Genomic DNA, 21,498 nt, shown 5'->3' with positions numbered 1-21,498 from the left:
ATCAGCCCCGTCCGCCCCCGCGCGCGGGTGCCGGGGCGGCGGCGCCCGGCGGCCGCCCGGCGTCGAAGCCGAGGAAGCCGATCTCGGGGATCGGCGCCCCGCCGTCGTTGGCGAAGAGGCGCGGCTGGGCGGGCGGCGCGGCCCCGGGCACGACGGCCGGCGGGGCGGCGGCACGGCGCGGCGCCACCGCCGGCCGCGCCGGGTTGGCGCCACGCATGGCGGCCGCCCCCTCCGCCGTCCCGGCGATGGCGTTCGCCGGCGGACGGGCCGTGCCCCGCGCGGCGGTGCCGCGCGCCGAGAGCAGGAAGAACGCGATCTCGTCGCGCCGCTGGTCTACCGCCGCGTCGAGCGGCGTCAGGCCGAGCACGTTGCGGGCGTTGAGGTCGGCGCCACGCGCCACCGCGTCGCGCGCCGCTGCCAGGTCGCCGCGCGCGATCGCGTCGAACAGCGCCGCGTTCGGCGAGAGGGACTGCGCCCGCGCCGGGTCCGCCGGAATCGGCTGCGGCGCCTGCCGCGCGGAGAGCCCAGGCAGGGCCGGAGGCGGGGCGCGCCGCTCCGGCTCCGGCTGGTTGGGGAGCAGCGGCTCGCCGGGGGCGCGCTGCTGGGCCAGGGCAGGCGTTGCGCCGCCGATGGCGAGGCCGGCCGCGGCCAGCCCGGCGGCGAGGAGGAGCGGAAGGCGGAAGGGTGCGCGCTGCATGGCGCGAGCCTAACGCCGGGATCGTCGCCAGGCCAGCGCCGGCATGCCGTGGGGGGAGCGCGCCCCCTCTTCAGCGTCCCTCGCGCCGCCAGGCCAGCACCAGCGTGCCGAGCACCAGCGGCAGCGCCAGCCAGGGCGGCAGCAGCGGCAGCGCCGCGATGCCGGTGACCGTGTGGTCGTTGTTGCGCCGCAGGCCGATCCAGCCGCTGCCGCTCGCGTCCCGCCCCGCGGCGACGCGGCGAAGCTCCGGCAGCACGGGCTCCGCCCCGTCGCCGAGCCAGCGCGTCGCCCCCCCCGTCGCCTCGGCGAGCGGGCGCAGCCGCGCGTCGTCGGCGCGCAGGTCGGCGATCTCCAGCGGGTTGGCGGCGGCGGCGGCGGCGAAGGCGGTGCGCCGGCCGTCCGTCACCTGCCACACCCCGGGCTGTTCGGCCGGCAGGTCGAGCACCGCGCGCCCGCCGGGCGCCGCCTCGCCCCGGTGCCGAGAGACGGCGCCGTCCGGGGCGGTGACGGTGAACTCGGGCGGCGGACCGGGCTCGACGCTGCGGCGCTGCACCTGGAGGCGGCCGCCCTCGACCCGGGCGGTCAGGTCCTCCTCCTCCAGCTCCGGCTCCTTCATCAGCCAGTGGGCGATGCGGCGCAGCAGCTCCTGGTGCGGCCCGCCGCCGTCGTGGCCGCGCGACCAGAGCCAGATGTGGTCGGAGAGCATCAGCGCCACCCGCCCCTCGCCGACCCGGTCGAGGATCAGCAGCGGCCCGCCCTCCGGCGTCTCCATCACCGCCGTGCCCGACCGCTGGTCGGCGCGCAGGTGGCGGTACCAGCGGCCCCAGCCCGGCTCGGGCGGCGGCGCGCCGCCCGCGGCGCTCCCCTGCGGCGGCGCCGGGAGGCCGGGCAGCCCCTCGGTGACCGGATGCCGCAGGCCGGGCTCGCTGATCCGCGGACGGAAGGGCGCCTCGATCACCGCCTCGGCACCGCCCACGGCGCGCGCCGGCAGCACCTGGCCGAGCGGCGTCGCGGCCAGGCTGACGGTGCCGGCGAACTCCGGCCCGACGGAGACCAGCAGCGCGCCGCCGCCGCGCACGTAGTCGGCGATGTTGCGCAGGTAGACCGGCGGCAGGATGCCGCGGTTGGCGAAGCGGTCGAAGACGATCAGGTCGAACTCGCGCAGCTTCACCTGGAACAGCTCGCGCACCGGGAAGGCGATCAGCGCCAGCTCGTTGAGCGGCGTCAGGTCGTCCTTCTCCGGCGGGCGCAGGATGGTGAAGTGGACGAGGTCCACGTTCGGGTCGGCCTTGAGGATGCGGCGCCAGGTGCGCTCCCCCGCATGCGGCTCGCCCGAGATCAGCAGCACGCGCAGCCGGTCGCGCACGCCGTTGATGGTCACGACCCGGCGGTTGTTGATCTCGGAGACCTCGCCCGGACGCGGCTCGGCGGCGATCTCGACGACGGTCGGCCCGCCGCGCTCGATGGGCACGGTGATGCGGTGCTCGCGGCCGATCGGCACGCTCTGCCGGCGCGGCGCCTGGCCGTCGCGGCGGATGGCGAGGCCGACCGCGCCGGAGGCATTGGCCACGCCGAGATCCTCGACGACCATGCGCAGCTCGACGCTGCGCCCGACGATGCCGAAGCCCGGCGCCTCGATGACGCGCACGCGCCGGTCGGTCTCGCCGGGGCGGCCGGGGAGCAGAACGTGGAAGGGCGCGTCGAGCGCGGGCCGCGCCGGCACGTCGTGCACCTGCCCGTCGGTCAGCGCGATCACCCCGGCGAGGCGCGCGCGGGGGATGTCGGCCAGCGCGCGCTCGATCGCCGTGAACAGCCGGGTGCCCTGGTTTCCGCCCTCGGGCACGGTGACGGTGCGGAACTCCAGTTCGGGAAGGCGCGCGGCGCGCGCCTCGAGCGCGGCGCGCGCCGCCTCGATCTGCGCGGCGCGGGCGCCGAGGCGGGCGGAATCGCTATGGTCCACCACCAGCAGCGCGATGTCGGGCCGGGTCTCGCGCGTCTCCTCGACGAGGCGGGGATTGGCGAGGGCGAGCAGCAGCAGCGCGAAGGCCGCCACGCGCCAGACCGCGCCGCGCGCGCGGCACCACAGCGCGGGGGCGAGGGCGAGCAGCGCCAGCACGCCGAGCGCGACGAGCAGCCAAAGCGGCAGGACGGGGGCGAAGTCCAGCCCGGCGATAGCCTGGCGCATGTCAGCGGGCCTCCGCCCAGGCGAGCCGCACCCCGAACCCGAGGAAGGCGGCGCCAGCCAATGCGTTCACGCCCCGCGCGGCGCGCCGGTAGGCGACGGCGTCGCGCGGCCGCGCCAGCAAGGCGGCAAGCAGCGCGTACCAGGCGAGGCAGGTTCCGGCGAAGGCTAGGGCCAGCGTCGCGCCCTCCACGAGGCCGGGATGCGGCGACAGCGCCACCGCGAACAGGCTGCCGAACAGCGCCGCGGCCTTGGGATTGGCGAGGTTGGTGATCAGGCCGCGACGGAAGGCTTTGGCTGGGGCGGGCGCGCCTCCCGCCGCAACCGTGGCCGCCGCCGCGTCCCCTCCGTTCCATGCGGCGCGCAGCATCCGCGCGCCGAGGAGGACGAGGTAGGCGGCCCCGATCAGCGTGACGATCCGGTAGAGCCACCCCGCCTGGGCGAAGAGCAGCGCGAGGCCGCACAGCGCCGCCGCCGCCCAGATCGCGATGCCGGTCGCCACCCCGGCGGCGCAGGCGAGGCCCGGCCGCCGCCCGCCCGACAGGGCCGCGTGCGAGACCGCGAGGGTGTCCGGCCCCGGCGTCGCCAGCGCGACCAGCCAGACCGGAAGCAGCAGAGCGAGCTGCGCCTCCATCGGCCTCAGTTCCCCAGCCGCTCGAGGATCGCCGGCACGTGCACCTGGTCGCCCTTGTAGTTGCCGGTCAGCGCGTACATCACGAGGTTCACCCCGAAGCGGTAGGCGAGGGTGCGCTGCCGCGCCCCGCCGGGGATCGCCGCGTAGGGGTTGTTGCCGCGCTGGTCGACCGCCCAGGCGCCGACCCAGTCGTGGCCGCCGATGATCACCGGCGAGACGCTGTCGTTGGCGCGGTCCACGTCGCGCGCCACCCACACCGTGCCGCCGGCGAAGCGCCCCGGCAGCTCCGAGAGCAGGTAGAAGGCGCGCTTCAGCACATGATCCTCCGGCACCGGCGCGAGCGGCGGGACGGTGAGGTCGCGCGTGACGCGCCGCAGCGCCGCCCGCGCCCCGGGCGCGAAGCCTTCGCCCGAGCCCTCGGTCCGCGTGTCGAACAGGATGATGCCGCCATGGCGCATGAAGGCGTTCAGCGCCTCGACGGCGCGCGCGTCGGGCTGCGGCGCCTCGGGGGTGACCGCCCAGTAGAGCAGCGGATAGAAGGAGAGATCGTCGCGCCCAGGCACCACCGCGACCGGCTCGGCGAGCGCCGCGGCGGTGCGGCGATTCACGTAGTCTGACAGGCCGAGGAGGCCGGTGCGCACGATCTCGTCCACCGCCGAGTCCCCGGTCGCGACATAGGCGAGCCGCGTGGCGAGGGCCGCGGCGCCTTCCGGCGCCGGGCCCCGCTGGGCCTGCGCCGCGGGCGGCAGCACGGCGGCCGCGGCGAGCGTCGCGAGCAGCAGCACGGCCGCGGTGGTCGCGCCCGCCCGGGCGGCGCGGCGCGAGGCGGCGGCGGGCAGCAGCCCGCGCAGCACCAGCGAGATCAGCATGTCGAGCGCCAGGATCAGGAAGGCGGCGGCGAGCAGCCAGGGGCCGAGGTCGCGCTCGGCCGGGATGCCGCCGATCGGGAGGATCGCCGCGCCGGCGGGCGGCGGCGCGGCGCGCAGCGGGGGCAGGCCGGCGGTGAGGTTGAGCGCGCGGCGGTACGCCGCCTCGCCGCCTTCGCCCTGCCCCGCGCTGCCGTACCAGCCGGGCGGATGGCGCGGCGAGGCGGCGGTCCCGTCGATGCGGTTGGCGGCCACCGCCGCCGCGGCCGGCGGGACGGGACCGAGCCGCCCGAAGCCGTCCAGCGTCTCCAGCGGCGCCAGGGGCTGCTCGCCCTCCGCCCCCCTCACGCCCGCGGAGAGCGCGACGAGGCGCTGCAGCATGTCCACGAACAGGCCGGAGAGCGGCAGGTTCGACCAGTCGGCGTTGGCCGTCACGTGGAACAGGACGACGCGTCCGGCGCCGCGCGGCTCGGCGGTGACCAGCGGCGTGCCGTCGGCGAGCCGCGCCCAGCTCCGCTCCGCGAGCCGCGGCGAGGGCTCGGCGAGCACCTGCCGCTCCACCGTCACCTCGGCCGGCACCGGCAGGCCGGCGAAGGGCGAATGGTCGGGGAACGGCGCGAGGCGCTGCGGCTGCTCCCACGACAGCGCGCCGCCGAGCTGGCGCTCGCCCGCGCGCAGCGCCACCGGCAGCAGGGGGTCCTGGCGCTCCGCGAGGCGCGGGCCGGCGAAGCGGACCAGCGTGCCGCCCTCCTCGACCCAGCGCTGCAGCATCTCGCGCTCGCGCCCTTCCGGCACGGTGCGGTCGGCGAGGACCAGCACCGCGACCTGGCGGGCGAGGATCTGCTCCAGCGCCCCGCGGCGGATCTCGGTGAAGGGGCCGAGCGCGCGGTCGAGGTAGAACAGCTCGCCGATCAGGTGGGCGTCCGCCGAGCCCTCGCCGCCGGCGAGGAGACCGACCGGGCGCCGGCGGAAGCGCTCGTCGAGGAGCACGACGCCGGCCGCGCCCGCCGGCTCGTCCAGCTCGAGCCGCACCACCTGGTTGCGGATCTCGAGCGGCAGCTCCAGCGTCGCCTCGCCCGCCGCGGCGCCGGCGGGGATCGGCACCGCGGCGCGCGCAAGGACCCGGCCGTCGCCGGTGCGCGCCAGCACCCCCGCCTCGGAGGCCACCGCGAGCGGGATCTGGCGCACGGTCACGCCGAGCCGGTCGGCCTCGGCGGTCGGCGGGTCGAGGCGACGCACCGCCCGTCCCTCGGCCAGCGCCAGGGTGAGCGGCCCGGCCGCGGCGAGCGCGGCGGCGAGGGGCGCGAAGCCTTCCGGCGCGCCCTCCGCCGCATGCTCGACGCCGTCGGCGACGAACAGGCTCTCGAAGCCGCCGGGATGGGCGGCGCGGAACCGCCGCAGCGCCTCGAGCGCGGCGACGCGGTCGGGCGGCCAGGGCTTGGGGCGCAGCGCGGCGAGGCGGGCGCGAAGCTCCTCCGCGGGCATCAGGCCGCTGACCGAGGGCGGCTCGCCGGTCTCGGAGGCGGCGGTCACGAGCAGCGCGCCGCGCCGATCGTCGCGCCCGGCGCGCTCCACCGCGGCGGCGGCCGCCGCCATGCGGGCCGGCCAGTCCGGCGCCGCCGCCCAGCCGTCATCCACGACGACCAGCAGCGGCATTCCGCCGCCGGCCACCCCCGCGCCGGCGCCGGGCCCCAGCACCGGCCGGGCCAGCCCCAGCACCACGAGGGCCGCGGCCAGCATGCGCAGCGCGAGCAGCCACCAGGGCGTGCGGGCGGGCGTCTGCTCCACGACCGGCAGGTCGCGCAGCAGGCGGATCGGCGGGAACACCTGGCGCCGCGGCGCCGGCGGCGTGACCCGCAGCAGCCACCACAGCAGCGGCAGGGCCGGCAGGGCGAGCAGCAGCCACGGGGCCGCGAAGGCGACGGGGCCTAGGGAGAGCATCGGAGGGGGCGGCGCATCAAATCAAGCATACCGCAGGGCCTCGCGCATTTCGCATACCGTTTCGTGCCCTCGGGCCGGGGGCGCGGTCCGCACCGGACGTTCCCGGCGCCGGCCGGGGAGCAGAGCAGCACGCCCCGGCCCGCCGGAGCCGGGATCCCGGACATGTGGGATGCGGCGTCGCGGAATTCAGGCGTCACGCGGCGGCACGGGCCTCCGCGCCGCCCCCGCGGCCGCGGAGCGGAGGCCCAGGCACTGCCCAAACGGCGCCGGGGCCGCCAGGGTTCGTCATTGGGGCGCGAGCGCGAGCCACAGGGCGAGCAGCGCCGCCTCCGGCGGCTGGTCGGTGTGGTGAACGGCGAAGCTCCAGCCCACCCCGGCGGCGATGGCGGCGAGCCCGGCCCGGTGGTGCGCCAGCCGCTCGGCGTAGAGCGCTCGCACCCCTTCCACCCGCGGCACCAGCACCGGTTCCTCCGGCGCGGCCGGGCCCTCGAACCGGATGCGTCCGGCATAGGGCAGCGTCTCCTCGGCCGGATCGAGGACCTGGACGAGATGTCCGCGCACCGGGCGCGCGGCGAGGGAGGCGACGGTGCGGCCCACCTCCTCGAGCGGGACGAGGAAGTCGCCGAACAGCACCGCGCGCGCATGGCGCGGGATCGCCGCGTCCTCCGCCGGCGCCTCGTGCCGCGCCAGCGCCTCGGCGAGCGGAACCAGCGCGCCACGCCCGGCGAAGCTGCGCCGGCCCGGGCTCGGCAGCAGCCGCACGCGCTCGCCGCCGCGCAGCAGCAGCGCGGCGAGCGCGAGCAGCAGAAGATCCGCGCGCTCCCGTTTCGTGACGGCGGCGAGGTGGGAGCGCCAGCGCATCGACTCCCCCGGCTCGCGCCAGAGCGCGACGGTCTGCGCCGCTTCCCACTCCGTCTCGCGGACGAAGAGGCGGTCGGACTTGGCGCTCTGCCGCCAGTCCACGCGGCTCGAGGGGTCGCCCTGGACGAAGGGGCGGAACTGCCAGAAGGCGTCGCCGGTGCCGGCGCGCCGGCGGCCGTGCACGCCCTGCATCACCGTCGCCGCGACCCGCTCGGCGGCGACGACGAGCGGCGGCAGGGCGGCGCCCAGCGCCTCGGCGCGGGTCGCGGCGCGGGAGGCGGCGGCGCTCACCGGCCCTCCCCGCCGGATCGGACCACGCCGCGCGCCGCGGCGGCGCAGGTCGCGATCACCCGATCTGGCCCTTCAGCGTCTCGATCACGTCGGCGATGCGCACGCCGTCCGCGCGCGCGGTGAAGGTCAGCGCCATGCGGTGGCGCAGCACCGGCTCGGCGAGCGCCGCCACGTCGTCCACGCTCGGCGCGAGGCGGCCGTCGAGCACGGCGCGGGCGCGCGTCGCCAGCATCAGCGCCTGCGCCGCGCGCGGGCCCGGGCCCCAGGCGAGGTGCCGGCGCACCGCCTCGAGCCCCGAAACCTCCGGCCGCGCCCCGCGCACGAGGCGCAGGATCGCGTCCAGCACCTGCTCGCCGACCGGGATGCGCCGGATCAGCGCCTGCGCCGCGATCAGCTCCGGCCCGGTCATCGCCTGCACGGGCTGCGCCTCCCGCGCGCCGGTGGTGGCGAGCAGCATCGCCCGCTCCGCCGCCTCGTCCGGATAGGGCACCTCGACCTCGAGCAGGAAGCGGTCGAGCTGCGCCTCGGGCAGGGGGTAGGTGCCCTCCTGCTCGATCGGGTTCTGCGTCGCCAGCACGTGGAAGGGCGCGGGCAGGGCGTGGATCTCGCCGCCCACCGCGACGCGCCGCTCCTGCATCGCCTGCAGCAGCGCCGACTGGGTGCGCGGCGAGGCGCGGTTGATCTCGTCGGCCATCAGGAGCTGGCAGAACACCGGGCCGCGCAGGAAGCGGAAGGAGCGGCGGCCGTGCGCGTCCTCCTCCAGCACCTCGGAGCCGAGGATGTCGGCCGGCATCAGGTCGGGCGTGAACTGCACGCGCCGCGCGTCGAGGCCGAGCACGACCCCGAGCGTCTCCACCAGCTTGGTCTTGCCGAGGCCCGGCACGCCCACGAGGAGCACGTGGCCCCCCGAGAGCAGGGTGACCAGGCTCTGCTCGATCACGGCCTGCTGGCCGAAGATGACGCGGCCGATGGCCTCGCGCGCCCGGGCGAGGCGGGCGCCGAGCGCCTCCACCTCGGCGACCAGGCGCGCCGGATCGGCCCCCGCCATCCCTTCTCGCTCCGCCACTTCAACCATGCCGGGCACGCTCCCTATATTGCCCTCGGCGTCGCCGGGGGCGACGCCCCCAAGGGACGGGGTGGCGACGGGTTCCCGGCGGGGCCGGCAAACCATCGTGCAAGGGCGCGGGAAGCCTATGACTCTCGGGCACGCGGAGAAAGCGATGAATGACGGCGCAACGATCATGACCGCGGGGCAGCAGGCGGCGAGCCCACCCCTCGTCGCCGTCGGACCGCCCGGCCCGGCGCGCCGGGGACCGGCCCGGCAACGGCACGATCACGGCACCTTCGCCATCCGCATCGCCCGCGACGGCACCTGGCACTACCGCGGCAGTCCCATCCAGCGGAAGGAACTGGTCTGCCTCTTCGCCTCCGTGCTGAAGCGCGAGGCCGACGGCTCCTACGTCCTCGAAACCCCCGCGGAGCGCGGCCGCATCGAGGTCGAGGATGCCCCCTTCGTCGCCGTCGAGATGTGGTGGCGCGAGTGCGACGGGCGCTCCTGCCTCACCTTCCGCACCAACCTCGACGAGATGATCACCGCCGACGCGGACCATCCGATCCGCGTCGCGATCGATCCGCAGAGCCGCGAGCCGCGCCCCTACGTCACCGTTCGTCCGGGCCTCGAGGCGCGGATCAGCCGCCCCGTCTATTACGAGATGGTCGCGCTCGCCCGGCCGGAGCGCATGGCCGACGGGCGCGAGGTGCTCGGCGTCTGGAGCGAGGGCGTGTTCTTCCCGATCGACGAGGTTCCTCCGGGCGAGGCCGGGGCCACCGAGGCCGTGCCGGTGGGCGCCACCGCCGTCGCCGCGCAGTAGCGCGGCGCCGGAGGGGGGAGGGCCGACGGTCAGGCACCATGCGGCGATGAGGCCCTCGGAGATCATCGCGCGCCTGCGCGACGCGGAGGCGCTGGCGCAGGCGGCCCCGACGCAGAGCGACCTCCTCGATCCCGCCCTGGTGGCGGAGGGCCGGCTGCGCGAGGCCGCCGTCCTGATCCCGATCGTGACCTACCCCGAGCGGCCCGCGGTCCTGCTGACCCTGCGCGCGGCGCATCTGAACGCCCATTCCGGCCAGGTCGCCTTCCCCGGCGGGCGGATCGAGCCCGGCGAGACGCCCGAGGCCGCGGCCCTGCGCGAGGCGGCTGAGGAGGTCGGCCTCGACCCCCGCATCCCGGAGATCGTCGGCCGGCTGCCCGAACACCTCACCGGCACCGGGTTCCGGGTGACGCCGGTGGTGGGGCTGGTGCCGCCTCCGCTCGCGATCGCGCCGGATCCGGCGGAGGTGGAGCTCGCCTTCGAATACCCGCTGGACGTCGTCCTGGACCCGGAGGCGCCGCGGCGCGAGCGCGCCGAATTCCGCGGCCGGGCGCGCGAGTTCTGGGTGTGGCCGCACCCACGCCACACCATCTGGGGAGCGACCGCGGCGATGCTCGTCAACCTCGCCCGGGTTCTGCGGGCATGACATCCTTGCCCCGCGGGCGCCGGTCGCCAGGGCGGGGCGCGGGTGGTGGAAGGCGATCGTGGCATACCTGATCCAGTTCTTGCTGTTCCTCACGCCCTTCGTGGCCTTCTGGGTGTGGCGACGCTACTACCCGACGGCCGAGCCCTCGACGGTCGTGCTGGTGGCGGCGGGTCTCGCCGTGATCGCCGGCATCGGCGGGGCGATTTGGTACGGGCTGTCGCGCAGCGTGGATCGGGAGATGATCTACGTCGCCCCGCGCTGGGTCGGCGAGGGCGAGGAGATCGAGCCGGGCCGCGCCGAGCCGGGACGTCCCGTCGCCGCCCCGGCCCGGCGGCCCGAGCAGCGGCCGATGACCCGCAGGACCGACCCCGCCGTCCCGACCGCGCCGGAGCCGCGGTAGTGAGCGCCGGCGTGGCGGCGCGTCCGCCGCCGGAGGGCGACCCGCCGCAGGCGCGGATCGTGCCGCCGCCGGAATTCCTCTCCTGGCCGGGGCCGCGGGCGGTGCTCGCGGCCCTGCCCGGCGCGCGGGCGGTGGGCGGCTGCGTGCGCGACGCCCTGGCCGGGCTGCCGGTGCGCGACGTGGACGTCGCCGCGCCGCTGCCTCCCGAGGCGATCGCCGAGCGGCTGCGCGCCGCGGGGCTCAAGGTGTTCGAGACCGGCCTCGCGCACGGCACGGTGACGGCGGTGCTCGCCCGCCAGCCGGTGGAGGTGACGAGCCTGCGCCGCGACGTCGCCACCGACGGGCGCCACGCCACGGTCGAATGGACCACGGACTGGCGCGCCGACGCGGCGCGGCGGGACTTCACCATCAACGCCATGTCGCTCTCGGCGGAGGGCGATCTCTGGGACTATTTCGGCGGGCGGGAGGACCTCGCGCGCGGCGTCGTGCGCTTCGTCGGCGACCCGGCGACGCGGCTCGCCGAGGACTACCTGCGCGCGCTGCGCTTCTTCCGCTTCCACGCCCGCTACGGGCGCGGCGCGCCGGACCCGGCGGCGGTGGCGGCGATCCGCGCGGCGGTGCCGGGCCTCGCGCGGCTGTCGGCCGAGCGGGTGTGGATGGAGATCAAGCGGCTGCTGGAGGCGCCGGACCCCTGCGACGCGCTGGCGCTGATGGCCGCGACGGGCGTGCTGGCGGCGGTGCTGCCGGAGGCGGTGGAAGGCGGCCGGGCCGCGCGCCTGCCCGCGCTCCGGCGGCTGGTCGCGGCCGGCCTGCCGCCCGATCCGGTGCTGCGGCTCGCGGTGCTCGTGGGCGAGGGACCGCCGCGGCGGATCGGCGTGCTCGCCGCCCGGCTGCGGATGTCGGGCGAGGAGCGCGACCGGCTGGCGCGGCTGCTGGCGGAGGGCGAGGCGCCGCCGGAGCCCGGCCTCGACGACGACGAGGCGCGGCGCCTGCTGGCGCTGCGCGGCGCGGACGCGGTGGACGCGCTGTGGCTGGCCGAGGCGCGGGACGGGCGCGACCGCGCCGCCGACCGCGCGCGGGCCGCGGCGACGCCGGTGCCGGTGTTCCCGCTGACCGGGGCCGATGTGCTCGCCCTCGGCGTGCCGGAGGGGCCGCGCATCGGCGCGCTGATCCGGGCGGTGCGGGATCGCTGGCTGGCGGGCGGATGCACCGCCGACCGCGCCACCTGCCTCGCCTGGCTGCGCGAACTGGCCGGGGCGGCGGCGGTCTGATATCGCGCCTCCGCATGGCCCCCGCCCCTTTCGCCCACTCCCCGTCCCGCGCCCTCCTGCTCCGCCTCTGGCGCGGCCATGTCGCGCGCCACGGCCGGCGCATCCTGCTCGCCCTGGTCTGCACCGCGGCGCTCGCCGGCCTCACCGCGCTCTACCCGATCGTCATCCAGCAGGCCTTCGACCGCTTCCGCGCCGACGACCCGACGGTGGTCTGGCTGCTGCCGCCGCTGATCGTCGCCCTCACCTCGCTGAAGGCGCTGGCGCAGTACGGCCAGGCGGTGACGGTGCAGTCCATCGTGCTGCGCGTGATCGAGGGGCTGCAGAACGACCTGTTCCGCGCCCTGACGCGCGCCGACCTCGCCGCCGTGGCGCGCGAGGCCCCGGCGCGCCACGCCGCGCGCTTCACCACCGACGCCGGCCTGATCCGCGAGGCGCTGACCAAGGCGATCAACGGCATCGCCGACGCGCTGACCGTGGTCGGCCTGGTCGGCTCGATGCTGTGGCTCGACTGGCAGCTCGCCCTGCTCGCCGCGCTGCTCTATCCGGTGGCGGCGGTGCCGATCCTGAGGCTCGGCAAGCGCATCCGCCGCGCCTCCTCCGGCATGCAGGACCGCGTGGGCGAGACGGCCTCGCTGCTGACCGAGAGCTTCGCCGCCGCGCCGGTCGTGCGCGCCTACCGGCTGGAGGGGCAGGAGGAGGACCGCGCCGCGCGCGCCTTCGCGCGGCTGCGCGAGTCGCTCTACGCGATCGCCCGCACCCGCGCGCGCGTGGACCCGGTGCTGGAGGCCCTGGGCGGCCTCGCGGTCGCCGCGGTGCTCGGCTTCGTCGGCTGGCGCGTGGCCTCGGGCGCCGGCACGATCGGCCAGTTCACCGGCTTCGTCGCGGCGCTGCTGATCGCGGCGCGGCCGGTGCGGGCGCTGGGATCGCTCAACGCCGCGCTGCAGGAGGGGCTGGCCGGCCTCGCCCGCGTCTTCGCCGTGGCGGACGAGCGCCCGCGCGTCGTCGAGGCGCCGGGCGCCGCGCCGCTGCCCGCCGGGCGCGGGCGGATCGCGTTCGAGCGCGTCGGCTTCGCCTATGAGGGCGTGCCGGAGGCCACGCTCACCGGCCTCTCCTTCGTCGCCGAGCCGGGCCAGACGGTGGCCCTTGTCGGCCCCTCCGGCGCCGGCAAGTCCACCGCCCTCGCGCTGGTGCCGCGCCTCTACGACGTGACCGAGGGGGCGGTACGGATCGACGGCGCCGACGTGCGGTCGGTGACGCTCGCCTCGCTGCGCGACGCCATCGCCTATGTCGGCCAGGACGCGGTGATCTTCGACGACACGGTGCGCGCCAACATCGCCTGCGGCCGCCCCGGCGCGACGGAGGCCGAGATCGAGGCCGCGGCGCGCGCCGCCGCCGCGCACGAGTTCATCGTGGCGCTGCCCGAGGGCTACGCGACGCCGCTCGGCCCGGGCGGCGGGCGGCTCTCCGGCGGGCAGCGGCAGCGCATCGCGCTCGCCCGCGCGCTGCTGCGGAACCCGCGCATCCTGCTGCTCGACGAGGCGACGAGCGCGCTCGACGCCGAGAGCGAGGCGCTGGTGCAGCAGGCGCTTGCGCGGCTGCGCGCGGGGCGGACGACGCTGGTGATCGCGCACCGGCTCTCGACGGTGCGCGACGCGGACCGCATCGTGGTGATGGAGAACGGCCGCGCGGTCGAGCAGGGCCGGCACGCGGAGCTGCTGGCCGCGGGCGGGCCCTACGCGCGGCTGGTGCGCACCCAGGCCTTCGCGGGGGCGGAGGCGGAGCGGGTGGCGTAGGCGGGCGCCGCACTTTTCGCGGCGGCGCGCGCATCCTTCACGCGCTCGGCTGACGGATGCGGATGGCCGCCACCCCCGTCGTCGCACATCAGGCGCGGAAGCGGCGCCGGGAAGGAAGGCTCGCCAAGGTCAATGGAGTATATCCGCTCTGACGCGAGTCGCTCCGGCCCCATGCCCGACGCACCCCCGGTCCTGACCATCGGCCATTCGAACCACCCCTGGGAGCGGTTCGTCGCCCTGCTCGCCGGGGCGGGCGTGACCGCGCTGGCCGATGTCCGCTCCGCTCCCCATTCCCGGCACACGCCGCAATTCGGCAGGGAGCGGCTCGCCGCCGGCCTCAGGGCCGCCGGCATCGCCTATGTCTTCCTCGGGCGCGAGCTCGGCGGCCGGCCGGCCGACCGCTCGCTGCTCACGGAGGGGGTCGCCGATTACGAGAGGATGGCCCGCCAGCCCTGCTTCGCGCGCGGGCTCGAGCGGGTGATCGCCGGCGCCGCCCGCCACCGCATCGCGCTGATGTGCGCGGAGCAGGACCCGCTCGACTGCCACCGCTGCCTGCTCGTCGCCCGCCGGCTGGCGGAACGCGGCGTGGCGGTCGGCCACATCCTCGCCGATGGCCGGATCGAGACCCAGGCGGAGGCCGAGGACCGGCTGCTCGCCGCGACGCGCCGCGCCGGCGAGGACCTGTTCGCGTCGCGGGCCGAGCGCCTCGCCCTCGCCTACCGGGAGCAGGCGCGGCGCGCCGCCTTCCGCGAGGAGCAATCCGCCGCGCCGGGGCAGCCGGCCGCGGCGGAGTGACATGACGACCGCCGTTCCCGTCGCCACGATCGGCTTCACCCGCACGAGCGCCGAGCATTTCTTCGGGCGCCTGATCGGCGCCGGCGTCCGCAAGGTGCTGGATGTGCGCCTGCACGCGACCTCGCAGCTCGCGGGCTTCGCCAAGGCGGACGACCTCGCCTGGTTCCTCCGCCGGATCGGCGGCATCGCCTACGAGCGCGCGCCGCTGCTCGCCCCGACCGACGCCATGCTGGCCGCCTTCAAGAAGGCCAAGGGCGACTGGAAGACCTACGAATCGCGCTTCCTGGCGCTGATGGCGGAGCGCGGGATCGAGCACCGCTTCCGCCCCGAGCAGTTCGACGGCGCCTGCCTGCTCTGCTCGGAGGCGACGCCGCATCACTGCCACCGCCGGCTGGTGTGCGAGTACCTCAACGAGCGGTGGGGCGGGGCGCTCTCGGTGCGGCACCTGTAGGCGCGGCGCCCCGCGTTCCCGCGGGGGAATCCGGCCTCACGCCGGGTCCACGGGCGCCGGCGGCACCCCCGCCGCCTCGATCGCCGCACCGGCCTCGAGCAGCAGGTCCTCCCGGTAGCGGCCGGCCAGCAGCTGCACCCCGACCGGCGCGCGGCCGGCCAGGCCGGTCGCCACGGCGAGCCCCGGCAGCCCCATCAGCGGCAGGCCGACCTGGGTGAGCTGCGCCTCCCAGCAGCGCCGGAACCCCTCCGGCGAGGAGACGTCGAGCCCGTCCGGGAAGGGCAGCTCGGCGGAGACCGGCGTGATCGCGACCGGCCAGCGCTCGAAGAACAGCATCCACTGCCGCACGAAGCCGGCGCGCTTCTGCAGCGCGTCGAGCAGCGCGTTGACGTCCGGCAGCGGGCACATCGCCTCCATCTGCGCCATGACGAAGCTGGCGGCGGGCTCGCCCTCGCGGCGGATCGCCTCGTTCATGCCGCGGCGCGATTCGGCGAGCCAGAGCATGAGCTGCAGCGCCGCCGGCTCGCGCAGCGGCGGGGTCTCCGCCTCCTCGACGGTCCAGCCGGCGGCCTCCAGCCGGCGCGCGGCGTCGCGCAGCGCGGCCTCGACCTCGGGCACGATGGCGAGGCCGTCCGGGCGCAGGCAGAGCGCCGCGCGCTTCGGCGCCGGCGGCCCCTCCAGCGGCACGCCGACCCACCAGGGATCGCGGATGTCGCGCGCGGCCATGGCGGCGAAGGCGAGCCGGATGTCGGCGATGGTGCGCGCGAGCGGCCCGGAGACGGCCATGAGCTGCCCGCCGATGTGCCGCTCCGCGCCCGAGGGGTTCCACGCCGGCACGCGGCCGAGGGTGGGGCGCAGCCCGTGCACGCCGCAGGCATAGGCGGGATAGCGGATCGAGCCGCCGATGTCGGTGCCGTGCCCGATCGCGCCGATCCCCGTCGCCACCGCCGCCCCCGCCCCGCCCGAGGAGCCGCCCGGCGTGAGCGCGGGATCGCGCGGATTGCGCGTGCGCCCGTGCAGCGCGTTGTCGGTGAACCAGCGCAGGCTGAAGGCCGGCGTGTTGGTGCGGCCGAGGATCACCGCGCCCGCGCGGCGCAGGTTCGCCACCACCGGGTTGTCCTCGCGCGCGATCAGGTCCTTCTGGATGCGCAGCCCGTTGGTGGTGGCGAAGCCCTTCTGGTCGGCATTGACCTTGATGGTGACGGGCACGCCGGCGAGCGGGCCGGGGTCCTCGCCGCGCGCGAGCATCGCGTCCACGCGCGCCGCCTCGGCCAGCGTCTCCTCCGGCCGCAGGTCCACGACGGCGTTGATCGCGGGGTTCACCGCCTCCAGCCGGGCGAGCGCGTCGCGCGCCGCCTCGGCGGCGGAGACCTCGCGGCGGCGGACGCGGGCGGCGAGGTCTGCGGCGGAAAGGCGCCAGAGGTCGGTCATCGGCGACACCCTTCGGGATGGAGCTGCGCGGCAGGGCGCCGACAGAGTGCCGCCCCGGCGGCCGCGGTCAACCGCGCCAGGCGACCAGCACCGCGCCGGCGGCGATCAGGGCGACGCCGAGCCAGTTCCATGCCGACAGCCGCTCGCCGAGGAGCAGCACGCCGAACAGGGCGACCAGCACGACGCTGAGCTTGTCGAGCGGCGCCACGCGGGCGGCGTCGCCGAGCCGCAGCGCGCGGAAGTAGCAGAGCCAGGAGGCGCCGGTCGCCGCCCCCGACAGCACCAGGAAGAGATAGGTCCGCCCCGACACCGAGGACGGCGCCTGCCAGCCGCCGGAGACGGCCATGATCCCCGCCGTGACGAAGAGGATCACCACCGTGCGCACGAAGGTGGCGAAGTCCGAATGCACGCCGGCGACGCCGAGCTTGGCGAGGATCGCCGTCAGCGCGGCGAAGGCCGCCGAGGCCAGCGCCCAGAACTGCCAGGCCCGCAGCGCGCCGCCCATGCCCCCGCCTTCGCCCCGCCCGCGCCCGACGCGCTCAGCCCGGCAGCCCGAGCACGTTCTTCGCCACGATGTTGCGCTGGATCTCGTTCGACCCGCCGTAGATCGTCGCCGGCCGCGCCTGGATGTAGAGGCCGGTCGGGTTGAGGTCGCGGTTGCCCTCGATCGGCCCGAGCAGCCCCGCGTTCTCGCCGGCGATCTCGAGCATCGCGTCGGTGATGCGCTGGAACAGCTCGGTCTGGTAGATCTTCAGCATCGAGACGTCGGGCCCGAGCGTCTCCCCGCGCCGGAGCTTCGCGACATAGACGCCGTAGAACGCCTTCAGGTCCTCGAGGTCGAGGCGGAGCCGCGCGTAGCGGTCCTGGAACTCCGGCTCCTCCCAGGCGCCCGTGTGCTCGGCGAGCGCGCGCAGCCCCTTCAGCGCGTAGGCGGACTGGCGGGGGGAGCCGAGGTAGATCCGCTCGAAGCCGAGCAGGGCCTTGGCCATGTCCCAGCCCTTGTTGATCCGCCCGACCAGGTTCTTCTTCGGCACGCGGACGTTGTCGAAGAACACCTCGCAGAACTCGTCGTGCAGCTCGAGGTTGATGATCGGCTTGACGGTGATGCCGGGCGTGTCCATCGGCACCAGCAGGAAGCTGATCCCCTCCTGCTTCTTCGCCTGCTTGTCGGTGCGCACCAGCAGGAAGATCCAGTTGGCGTCCATCGCCAGGGTGGTCCAGATCTTCTGGCCGTTGACGACGTAGTGGTCGCCGTCCTCGACCGCCTCGGTGCGCAGGCTGGCGAGGTCGGAGCCGGCGTTGGGCTCGGAGTAGCCCTGGCACCAGATGTGCTCGCCGGAGAGGATCTTCGGCAGGAAGAACCTCTTCTGCTCCTCCGTGCCGTAGTTGATGATCAGCGGGCCGAGCAGGACGATGCCGTGGTCGTTGGTGCGCGTGCAGCCCCAGCGCTCCAGCTCCTCGGTGAAGATGATCTGCTTCGAGGGCGAGAGGCCCATGCCGCCGTGTTCCTTCGGCCAGCCGGGGCAGAGCCAGCCCTTCTCGGCCAGCTTGAAGTACCAGACCTTGTTGTCCTTCCAGTGCAGGCGCTTGGGCGGGTGGCGCAGCTCGGGCGGGTAGTTGGCCTCGATCCAGCGGCGCACGTGCAGGCGGAAGGCCTCGTCGTCGAGGGCGTTCAGGTCCTCGGGCTCGGCCGGCGCGGCGGGGGCTGCGGTCATCGGCTCAGGCTCCCTTGAAGACGGGCTTGCGCCTGGCGAAGAAGGCGGCGCGGCCCTCCTTGTGGTCCTCGGTGGTGAAGAGCAGGCCCTGGTAGGTCTTCTCCTGCTCCAGCGACTCGTCGAGGCCCTCGGCGAGGATCTGCTTGGTCAGCCGGATCGGCGCCGGCGCCTCCTCGGCGAGGAAGCGCGCCTTCTCCAGCGCGGTCGCCAGCGCGTGGCCCCTCGGCGCGACGAAGTCCACGAGGCCGATGCGCTCCGCCTCCGGCGCGGTGAGCTGCTCGTGGTAGAGCAGGAGGCGCCGCGCCCGGCCCATGCCGACGCGCGCCGGCAGGAAGTGGGCGAGGCCCATGTCCGCCATCAGGCCGATCTTGTGGAAGCCCGCGACGAAGCGCGCGTCCTCCGCCGCGACGATGGTGTCGCAGGCGCAGGCGAGCGCCATGCCGGCGCCGGCGCACCAGCCCTCCACCGCGGCGACGATCGGCAGCCCGCCCTTGGCCATCAGCCGCACCAGGCGGTGCGTGCGGCGCATGCGCTCGCGCCCCTCCATCGCGGTCGCGACCTCCATGCGGGAGATGTCGCCGCCGGAGCAGAAGGTCCCCTCGCTCCCGGTCACGACCACGGCGCGGACGCCGCTCTCCGGCGCGTGCGCGCGCTCCAGCGCGTCCTCGAGCGCGGCGCGCAGCGGCATCGCCAGCGCGTTGCGCCGCGCCGGGTAGTCGAGCGTCAGGACCAGCACCGCGCCGTCGCGCTCCTCGACGACGCGCATGCGCTCCGCCGTCTCGCTCATTCCTCGGCCCCCTCCGGCGCGTCCTTCATGAAGCGGCGGCGGTGCAGCGCGGCGGAGCCGAACTGGTTCGCCAGCACCATCGCCTTGCGCAGATAGAGCCCGGCGTCGTACTCGTCCGTGTAGCCGATGCCGCCGTGCAGCTGGATCACCTGGCGCGTGACCAGCAGCGAGGCCTCCGCCGCCCGCGCCTTGGCGCGCGAGACCGCGGCGCGGCGCACCGCGCCCTCCGCCCCGGCGTCGAGCGCCGCCGCCGCGCTCTCCACGCTCGCCCGCGTCAGGCCGAGCTGGATCCTGAGGTCCGCCGCGCGGTGCTGCAGCGCCTGGAAGCTGCCGATCACCCGCCCGAACTGCTGGCGCGTCCTGAGGTAGTTCAGCGCGAGGTCGAAGCTCCGCTCCATCACGCCGAGCAGATAGGCGGCGGTGGCGAGCGCCGCCTCGTCGAGCGCCCGCGCGAGCACCGCGCCGACGTCGTCCGCCACGCGCCGCGCTTCGCCGAGGGCGGGTCGCAGCGTGCCGTAGTTCCCGCCGTCCTGCGTGCGCTCGATCGCGAGGTCCGCGCCCGCGGCGTCCAGCACATAGAGCGCGATCCGCCCGCCCTCGCGCACCGGCAGCAGGAAGCCGCCGGCGCCCGCCGCCTGCGGGATGAAGCGCCGCGGCGCGTCCGGGCTGCCCGGCACCTCCAGCGTGTCCGGCCGCTCCTGCCAGGCCGTCGGCATGTAGGTCTCGCCGGCGAGGAGGCGCGGCAGCGCCGCCCGGTCCTCGGCCGCCGCGAGCAGCGTCGCCGACAGCACGGAGGGGATGAGCGGCTCCGGCGCGAGGCCGGCGCCCAGCTCCTCGGCCAGCGCGCACATCTCGCCCATGCCGAGCCCGGCGCCGCCGGCCGCCTCCGGCGCGCGCAGCCCGATCCAGCCGAGCGCGCCCATCTCGCGCAGCACGGCGGGGTCGAAGCCCGGGTCCTTGAAGCGCAGCGCGCGGACGCGCCTCGTGTCGCCGCCGCGCGGCGCCACCGCGGCGGCGCTGTCGCGGATCATGCGGATGGATTCGGCGCGCTCCGCCTCCGTGCCCGCCAGCGCCTCGCTCATGCGTTCCCCCGTTCAGCCCGGCAGGTGCAGCTTCGCCCCGCTCCGCTCCTGCAGCGCCTCGAAGGTGACGCCCGGCGCCATGTCCACCACCACGAAGCCGCGCCCCTTCACCACGTCGAACACGCCGAGGTTGGTGTAGACGCGGCTCACCGCGCCGAGCGCCGTCAGCGGATAGCTGCACCGCTCGACCAGCTTCGGCCGCCCGTCCTTCGTGGTGTGCTCCATCACCACCCACAGCCGCTTCGCGCCCGCGGCGAGGTCCATCGCCCCGCCGACGGCGGGCGCGGTGTCGTTCTCGCTCGTCGCCCAGTTGGCGATGTCGCCGTTCTCCGCCACCTCGAAGGCGCCGAGCACGCAGAGGTCGAGATGGCCGCCGCGGATCATCGCGAAGGAGTCGGCGTGGTGGAAGAACGACCCGCCCGGCCGCAGCGTCACCGGCTGCTTGCCGGCGTTGACCAGCCACGGGTCCACCTTGTCGGGCGGCGGCGCCGGGCCCATGCCGAGGATGCCGTTCTCGGAATGCAGGATCACCTCGCGGTCGGCCGGCACGTGGTCGGCGACCATGGTCGGGATGCCGATGCCGAGGTTGACGAACCAGCCCTCGGGGATGTCCTGCGCCACGCGGGCGGCCATCTGGGCGCGCGAGAAGGGCTTCATGGCGGCGTGTCTCCTCCGCTCGAACGCTAGGCCCAGTCGGGGCCCCTGTCCACGTGGATCACCCGGTCCACGAAGATGCCGGGCGTCACCACGTGGTCCGGGTTGATCTCGCCGAGCGCGCGGATGTGCATCGCCTGCGCGATGGTCAGCTCGGCGGCCATCGCCATCACCGGGTTGAAGTTGCGCCCGCTCTCCCGGTAGGTGAGGTTGCCCCAGCGGTCGGCCTCCCACGCCTCGATCAGGGCGACGTCGCCCTTCAGCGCGCGCTCCAGCACGTAGGGCCGCCCGTCTATCTCGCGCACCTCCTTGCCCTGGGCGAGCAGCGTGCCGACGCCGGTCGGGGTGTAGAAGGCGGGCACGCCCGCGCCGGCGGCGCGCATGCGCTCGGCGAGCGTGCCCTGCGGCACGATCTCCAGCTCGATCCTCCCCTCGCGGTACAGCTCCTCGAACACGACCGAGCCGGCGGAGCGCGGGAAGGAGCAGATGATCTTGCGCACCCGGCCGAGCTCCATCAGCCGCGCGAGGCCGGTGCGCCCGGTGCCCGCGTTGTTGGCGACGCAGACCAGGTCCTTCGCGCCCTGCTCGATCAGCCCCTCGATCAGCGCGTCCGGCTGGCCGACGGCGCCGAAGCCGCCGATCAGCACGGTGGATCCGTCCCTGATGCCCGCCATGGCCTCGGCCATGGTGCGGACGATCTTGTTGATCATCGCTTCCCCCGCGTTCCGCGGCGCCGCGTGGTGGCGCGCGGAAGCGGCTCTAGCCTCGGGCGCCGCCGGGGTCCAGGGGGTCGCGCGGCAGGCCCGCGCCGGCGGCGAGCTCGCCCGCCTGGCGCACCACGGCGAGCAGGCGGAGGCCGAGCGCCTCGGAGCCCTCGGGCAGGAAGGCGTCGGCGGTGCGCAGCGCCCGCTCGGCCTCGTCCTCGTCCATTACGCCCCTGGCGCGCAGCGCGCCGAGCCGGGCGGCGATCACCGCGATCAGCGCGTTGATCTGCTGCCGGTGCGGGTGGTCGGAGAGCGACGCCTGCGGCGGCAAGCCGCGCGTCATCCATGCATGGCCTTCGTCGTCGCGCATCCCTGGCACTCCCGTTCCGTGCCGGTGCGCCGGCCGCGATGCCGCGACGGGCGGCCTCG

At 76.2% G+C, this 21,498-nt stretch carries 21 protein-coding genes; 7 read left to right on the top strand and 14 right to left on the bottom strand.

All coding sequences use genetic code 11. The features are described 5' to 3' along the window. Position 1 precedes the first annotated feature (1 nt). The 6 genes from IEX99_RS11915 to IEX99_RS11890 form a co-directional block, all read right to left on the bottom strand. Positions 2-697, bottom strand: a complete 696-nt coding sequence (locus IEX99_RS11915) for an ankyrin repeat domain-containing protein (protein ID WP_188900483.1) — start codon at positions 695-697, stop codon at positions 2-4. Positions 698-767: 70 nt separating this feature from the next. Next, positions 768-2,882, bottom strand: coding sequence for a hypothetical protein (locus tag IEX99_RS11910; RefSeq protein WP_188900480.1), 2,115 nt, complete (start codon positions 2,880-2,882; stop codon positions 768-770). Position 2,883: 1 nt separating this feature from the next. Beyond that, complete coding sequence (locus IEX99_RS11905) at positions 2,884-3,513, bottom strand: LysE family translocator (protein ID WP_188900478.1); 630 nt, start codon at positions 3,511-3,513, stop codon at positions 2,884-2,886. 5 nt (positions 3,514-3,518) lie between these two features. Further along, positions 3,519-6,320 carry a DUF4159 domain-containing protein gene (locus tag IEX99_RS11900; RefSeq protein WP_188900476.1) on the bottom strand — a complete coding sequence of 934 codons (2,802 nt, stop codon included), beginning with the start codon at positions 6,318-6,320 and terminating at the stop codon, positions 3,519-3,521. 285 nt (positions 6,321-6,605) lie between these two features. Beyond that, positions 6,606-7,472, bottom strand: a complete 867-nt coding sequence (locus tag IEX99_RS11895; protein ID WP_229677972.1) for a DUF58 domain-containing protein — start codon at positions 7,470-7,472, stop codon at positions 6,606-6,608. A 55-nt stretch (positions 7,473-7,527) separates the two neighbouring features. Continuing rightward, positions 7,528-8,547 (bottom strand): AAA family ATPase, encoded by a 1,020-nt coding sequence (locus IEX99_RS11890; protein WP_188900474.1) that lies wholly within the window; start codon positions 8,545-8,547, stop codon positions 7,528-7,530. 145 nt (positions 8,548-8,692) lie between these two features. Here IEX99_RS11890 and IEX99_RS11885 point away from each other — a divergent pair, with 145 nt between their 5' ends. From IEX99_RS11885 to IEX99_RS11855, 7 genes are all read left to right on the top strand, one after another. Further along, the gene (locus IEX99_RS11885; protein WP_229677971.1) at positions 8,693-9,343 is read left to right on the top strand and encodes a DUF1285 domain-containing protein; all 651 of its coding nucleotides are present in this window, start codon (positions 8,693-8,695) and stop codon (positions 9,341-9,343) included. Between the two features lie 46 nt (positions 9,344-9,389). Beyond that, positions 9,390-9,986 carry a CoA pyrophosphatase gene (locus tag IEX99_RS11880; RefSeq protein ID WP_188900472.1) on the top strand — a complete coding sequence of 199 codons (597 nt, stop codon included), beginning with the start codon at positions 9,390-9,392 and terminating at the stop codon, positions 9,984-9,986. 58 nt (positions 9,987-10,044) lie between these two features. Next, positions 10,045-10,386, top strand: a complete 342-nt coding sequence (locus IEX99_RS11875; protein WP_188900470.1) for a hypothetical protein — start codon at positions 10,045-10,047, stop codon at positions 10,384-10,386. Then, the gene (locus tag IEX99_RS11870; protein ID WP_229677970.1) at positions 10,386-11,657 is read left to right on the top strand and encodes a CCA tRNA nucleotidyltransferase; all 1,272 of its coding nucleotides are present in this window, start codon (positions 10,386-10,388) and stop codon (positions 11,655-11,657) included. Before IEX99_RS11875 ends, IEX99_RS11870 begins: the two co-directional genes overlap by 1 nt. Before the next feature lie 14 nt (positions 11,658-11,671). Continuing rightward, positions 11,672-13,450 (top strand): ABC transporter ATP-binding protein, encoded by a 1,779-nt coding sequence (locus IEX99_RS11865; protein ID WP_188900468.1) that lies wholly within the window; start codon positions 11,672-11,674, stop codon positions 13,448-13,450. A gap of 171 nt (positions 13,451-13,621) precedes the next feature. Continuing rightward, positions 13,622-14,245 (top strand): DUF488 domain-containing protein, encoded by a 624-nt coding sequence (locus tag IEX99_RS11860; protein ID WP_188900466.1) that lies wholly within the window; start codon positions 13,622-13,624, stop codon positions 14,243-14,245. A 1-nt stretch (position 14,246) separates the two neighbouring features. Then, the gene (locus tag IEX99_RS11855) at positions 14,247-14,696 is read left to right on the top strand and encodes a DUF488 domain-containing protein (RefSeq protein WP_188900464.1); all 450 of its coding nucleotides are present in this window, start codon (positions 14,247-14,249) and stop codon (positions 14,694-14,696) included. A gap of 36 nt (positions 14,697-14,732) precedes the next feature. Here IEX99_RS11855 and IEX99_RS11850 read toward each other — a convergent pair whose 3' ends face one another. The 8 genes from IEX99_RS11850 to IEX99_RS11815 form a co-directional block, all read right to left on the bottom strand. Further along, positions 14,733-16,127, bottom strand: a complete 1,395-nt coding sequence (locus IEX99_RS11850) for an amidase family protein (protein ID WP_188900462.1) — start codon at positions 16,125-16,127, stop codon at positions 14,733-14,735. A gap of 67 nt (positions 16,128-16,194) precedes the next feature. Beyond that, positions 16,195-16,632 carry an EamA family transporter gene (locus tag IEX99_RS11845; RefSeq protein ID WP_188900460.1) on the bottom strand — a complete coding sequence of 146 codons (438 nt, stop codon included), beginning with the start codon at positions 16,630-16,632 and terminating at the stop codon, positions 16,195-16,197. A gap of 34 nt (positions 16,633-16,666) precedes the next feature. After that, entirely contained in the window at positions 16,667-17,842 is a 1,176-nt protein-coding gene (locus IEX99_RS11840) for an acyl-CoA dehydrogenase family protein (RefSeq protein ID WP_188900458.1), read from the bottom strand. A gap of 4 nt (positions 17,843-17,846) precedes the next feature. Then, positions 17,847-18,629: an enoyl-CoA hydratase/isomerase family protein gene (locus tag IEX99_RS11835; protein ID WP_188900456.1), complete on the bottom strand. Its 783-nt coding sequence runs from the start codon at positions 18,627-18,629 to the stop codon at positions 17,847-17,849. After that, positions 18,626-19,711: an acyl-CoA dehydrogenase gene (locus tag IEX99_RS11830; protein WP_188900454.1), complete on the bottom strand. Its 1,086-nt coding sequence runs from the start codon at positions 19,709-19,711 to the stop codon at positions 18,626-18,628. Before IEX99_RS11830 ends, IEX99_RS11835 begins: the two co-directional genes overlap by 4 nt. A gap of 12 nt (positions 19,712-19,723) precedes the next feature. Then, on the bottom strand, positions 19,724-20,368 hold the full coding sequence (locus tag IEX99_RS11825) for a 3-oxoacid CoA-transferase subunit B (protein ID WP_188900452.1): 645 nt from the start codon (positions 20,366-20,368) through the stop codon (positions 19,724-19,726). Between the two features lie 26 nt (positions 20,369-20,394). Then, entirely contained in the window at positions 20,395-21,075 is a 681-nt protein-coding gene (locus IEX99_RS11820; protein WP_188900450.1) for a 3-oxoacid CoA-transferase subunit A, read from the bottom strand. Between the two features lie 49 nt (positions 21,076-21,124). Then, complete coding sequence (locus tag IEX99_RS11815; protein WP_188900448.1) at positions 21,125-21,439, bottom strand: hypothetical protein; 315 nt, start codon at positions 21,437-21,439, stop codon at positions 21,125-21,127. Positions 21,440-21,498 lie beyond the last annotated feature (59 nt).

The sequence above is a fragment of the Caldovatus sediminis genome, assembly GCF_014644455.1.
Classification (GTDB): Bacteria; Pseudomonadota; Alphaproteobacteria; order Acetobacterales; family Acetobacteraceae; genus Caldovatus; species Caldovatus sediminis.
The sequence above is the reverse complement of the archived record's forward strand: the minus strand, read 5'-3'. Positions and strand labels throughout refer to the sequence as shown.

What these genes read in the sequence shown, in the direction of transcription:
- IEX99_RS11845 (WP_188900460.1), bottom strand. Translation starts at nt 16,632, where the DNA reads ATGGGCGGCGCGCTGCGGGCCTGGCAGTTCTGGGCGCTGGCCTCGGCG.
- IEX99_RS11890 (WP_188900474.1), bottom strand. Translation starts at nt 8,547, where the DNA reads ATGGTTGAAGTGGCGGAGCGAGAAGGGATGGCGGGGGCCGATCCGGCG.
- IEX99_RS11885 (WP_229677971.1), top strand. Translation starts at nt 8,693, where the DNA reads ATGAATGACGGCGCAACGATCATGACCGCGGGGCAGCAGGCGGCGAGC.
- IEX99_RS11910 (WP_188900480.1), bottom strand. Translation starts at nt 2,882, where the DNA reads ATGCGCCAGGCTATCGCCGGGCTGGACTTCGCCCCCGTCCTGCCGCTT.
- IEX99_RS11820 (WP_188900450.1), bottom strand. Translation starts at nt 21,075, where the DNA reads ATGATCAACAAGATCGTCCGCACCATGGCCGAGGCCATGGCGGGCATC.
- IEX99_RS11880 (WP_188900472.1), top strand. Translation starts at nt 9,390, where the DNA reads ATGAGGCCCTCGGAGATCATCGCGCGCCTGCGCGACGCGGAGGCGCTG.
- IEX99_RS11855 (WP_188900464.1), top strand. Translation starts at nt 14,247, where the DNA reads ATGACGACCGCCGTTCCCGTCGCCACGATCGGCTTCACCCGCACGAGC.
- IEX99_RS11915 (WP_188900483.1), bottom strand. Translation starts at nt 697, where the DNA reads ATGCAGCGCGCACCCTTCCGCCTTCCGCTCCTCCTCGCCGCCGGGCTG.
- IEX99_RS11830 (WP_188900454.1), bottom strand. Translation starts at nt 19,711, where the DNA reads ATGAGCGAGGCGCTGGCGGGCACGGAGGCGGAGCGCGCCGAATCCATC.
- IEX99_RS11865 (WP_188900468.1), top strand. Translation starts at nt 11,672, where the DNA reads ATGGCCCCCGCCCCTTTCGCCCACTCCCCGTCCCGCGCCCTCCTGCTC.
- IEX99_RS11850 (WP_188900462.1), bottom strand. Translation starts at nt 16,127, where the DNA reads ATGACCGACCTCTGGCGCCTTTCCGCCGCAGACCTCGCCGCCCGCGTC.
- IEX99_RS11905 (WP_188900478.1), bottom strand. Translation starts at nt 3,513, where the DNA reads ATGGAGGCGCAGCTCGCTCTGCTGCTTCCGGTCTGGCTGGTCGCGCTG.
- IEX99_RS11840 (WP_188900458.1), bottom strand. Translation starts at nt 17,842, where the DNA reads ATGACCGCAGCCCCCGCCGCGCCGGCCGAGCCCGAGGACCTGAACGCC.
- IEX99_RS11825 (WP_188900452.1), bottom strand. Translation starts at nt 20,368, where the DNA reads ATGAAGCCCTTCTCGCGCGCCCAGATGGCCGCCCGCGTGGCGCAGGAC.
- IEX99_RS11815 (WP_188900448.1), bottom strand. Translation starts at nt 21,439, where the DNA reads ATGCGCGACGACGAAGGCCATGCATGGATGACGCGCGGCTTGCCGCCG.
- IEX99_RS11900 (WP_188900476.1), bottom strand. Translation starts at nt 6,320, where the DNA reads ATGCTCTCCCTAGGCCCCGTCGCCTTCGCGGCCCCGTGGCTGCTGCTC.
- IEX99_RS11860 (WP_188900466.1), top strand. Translation starts at nt 13,622, where the DNA reads ATGCCCGACGCACCCCCGGTCCTGACCATCGGCCATTCGAACCACCCC.
- IEX99_RS11835 (WP_188900456.1), bottom strand. Translation starts at nt 18,629, where the DNA reads ATGAGCGAGACGGCGGAGCGCATGCGCGTCGTCGAGGAGCGCGACGGC.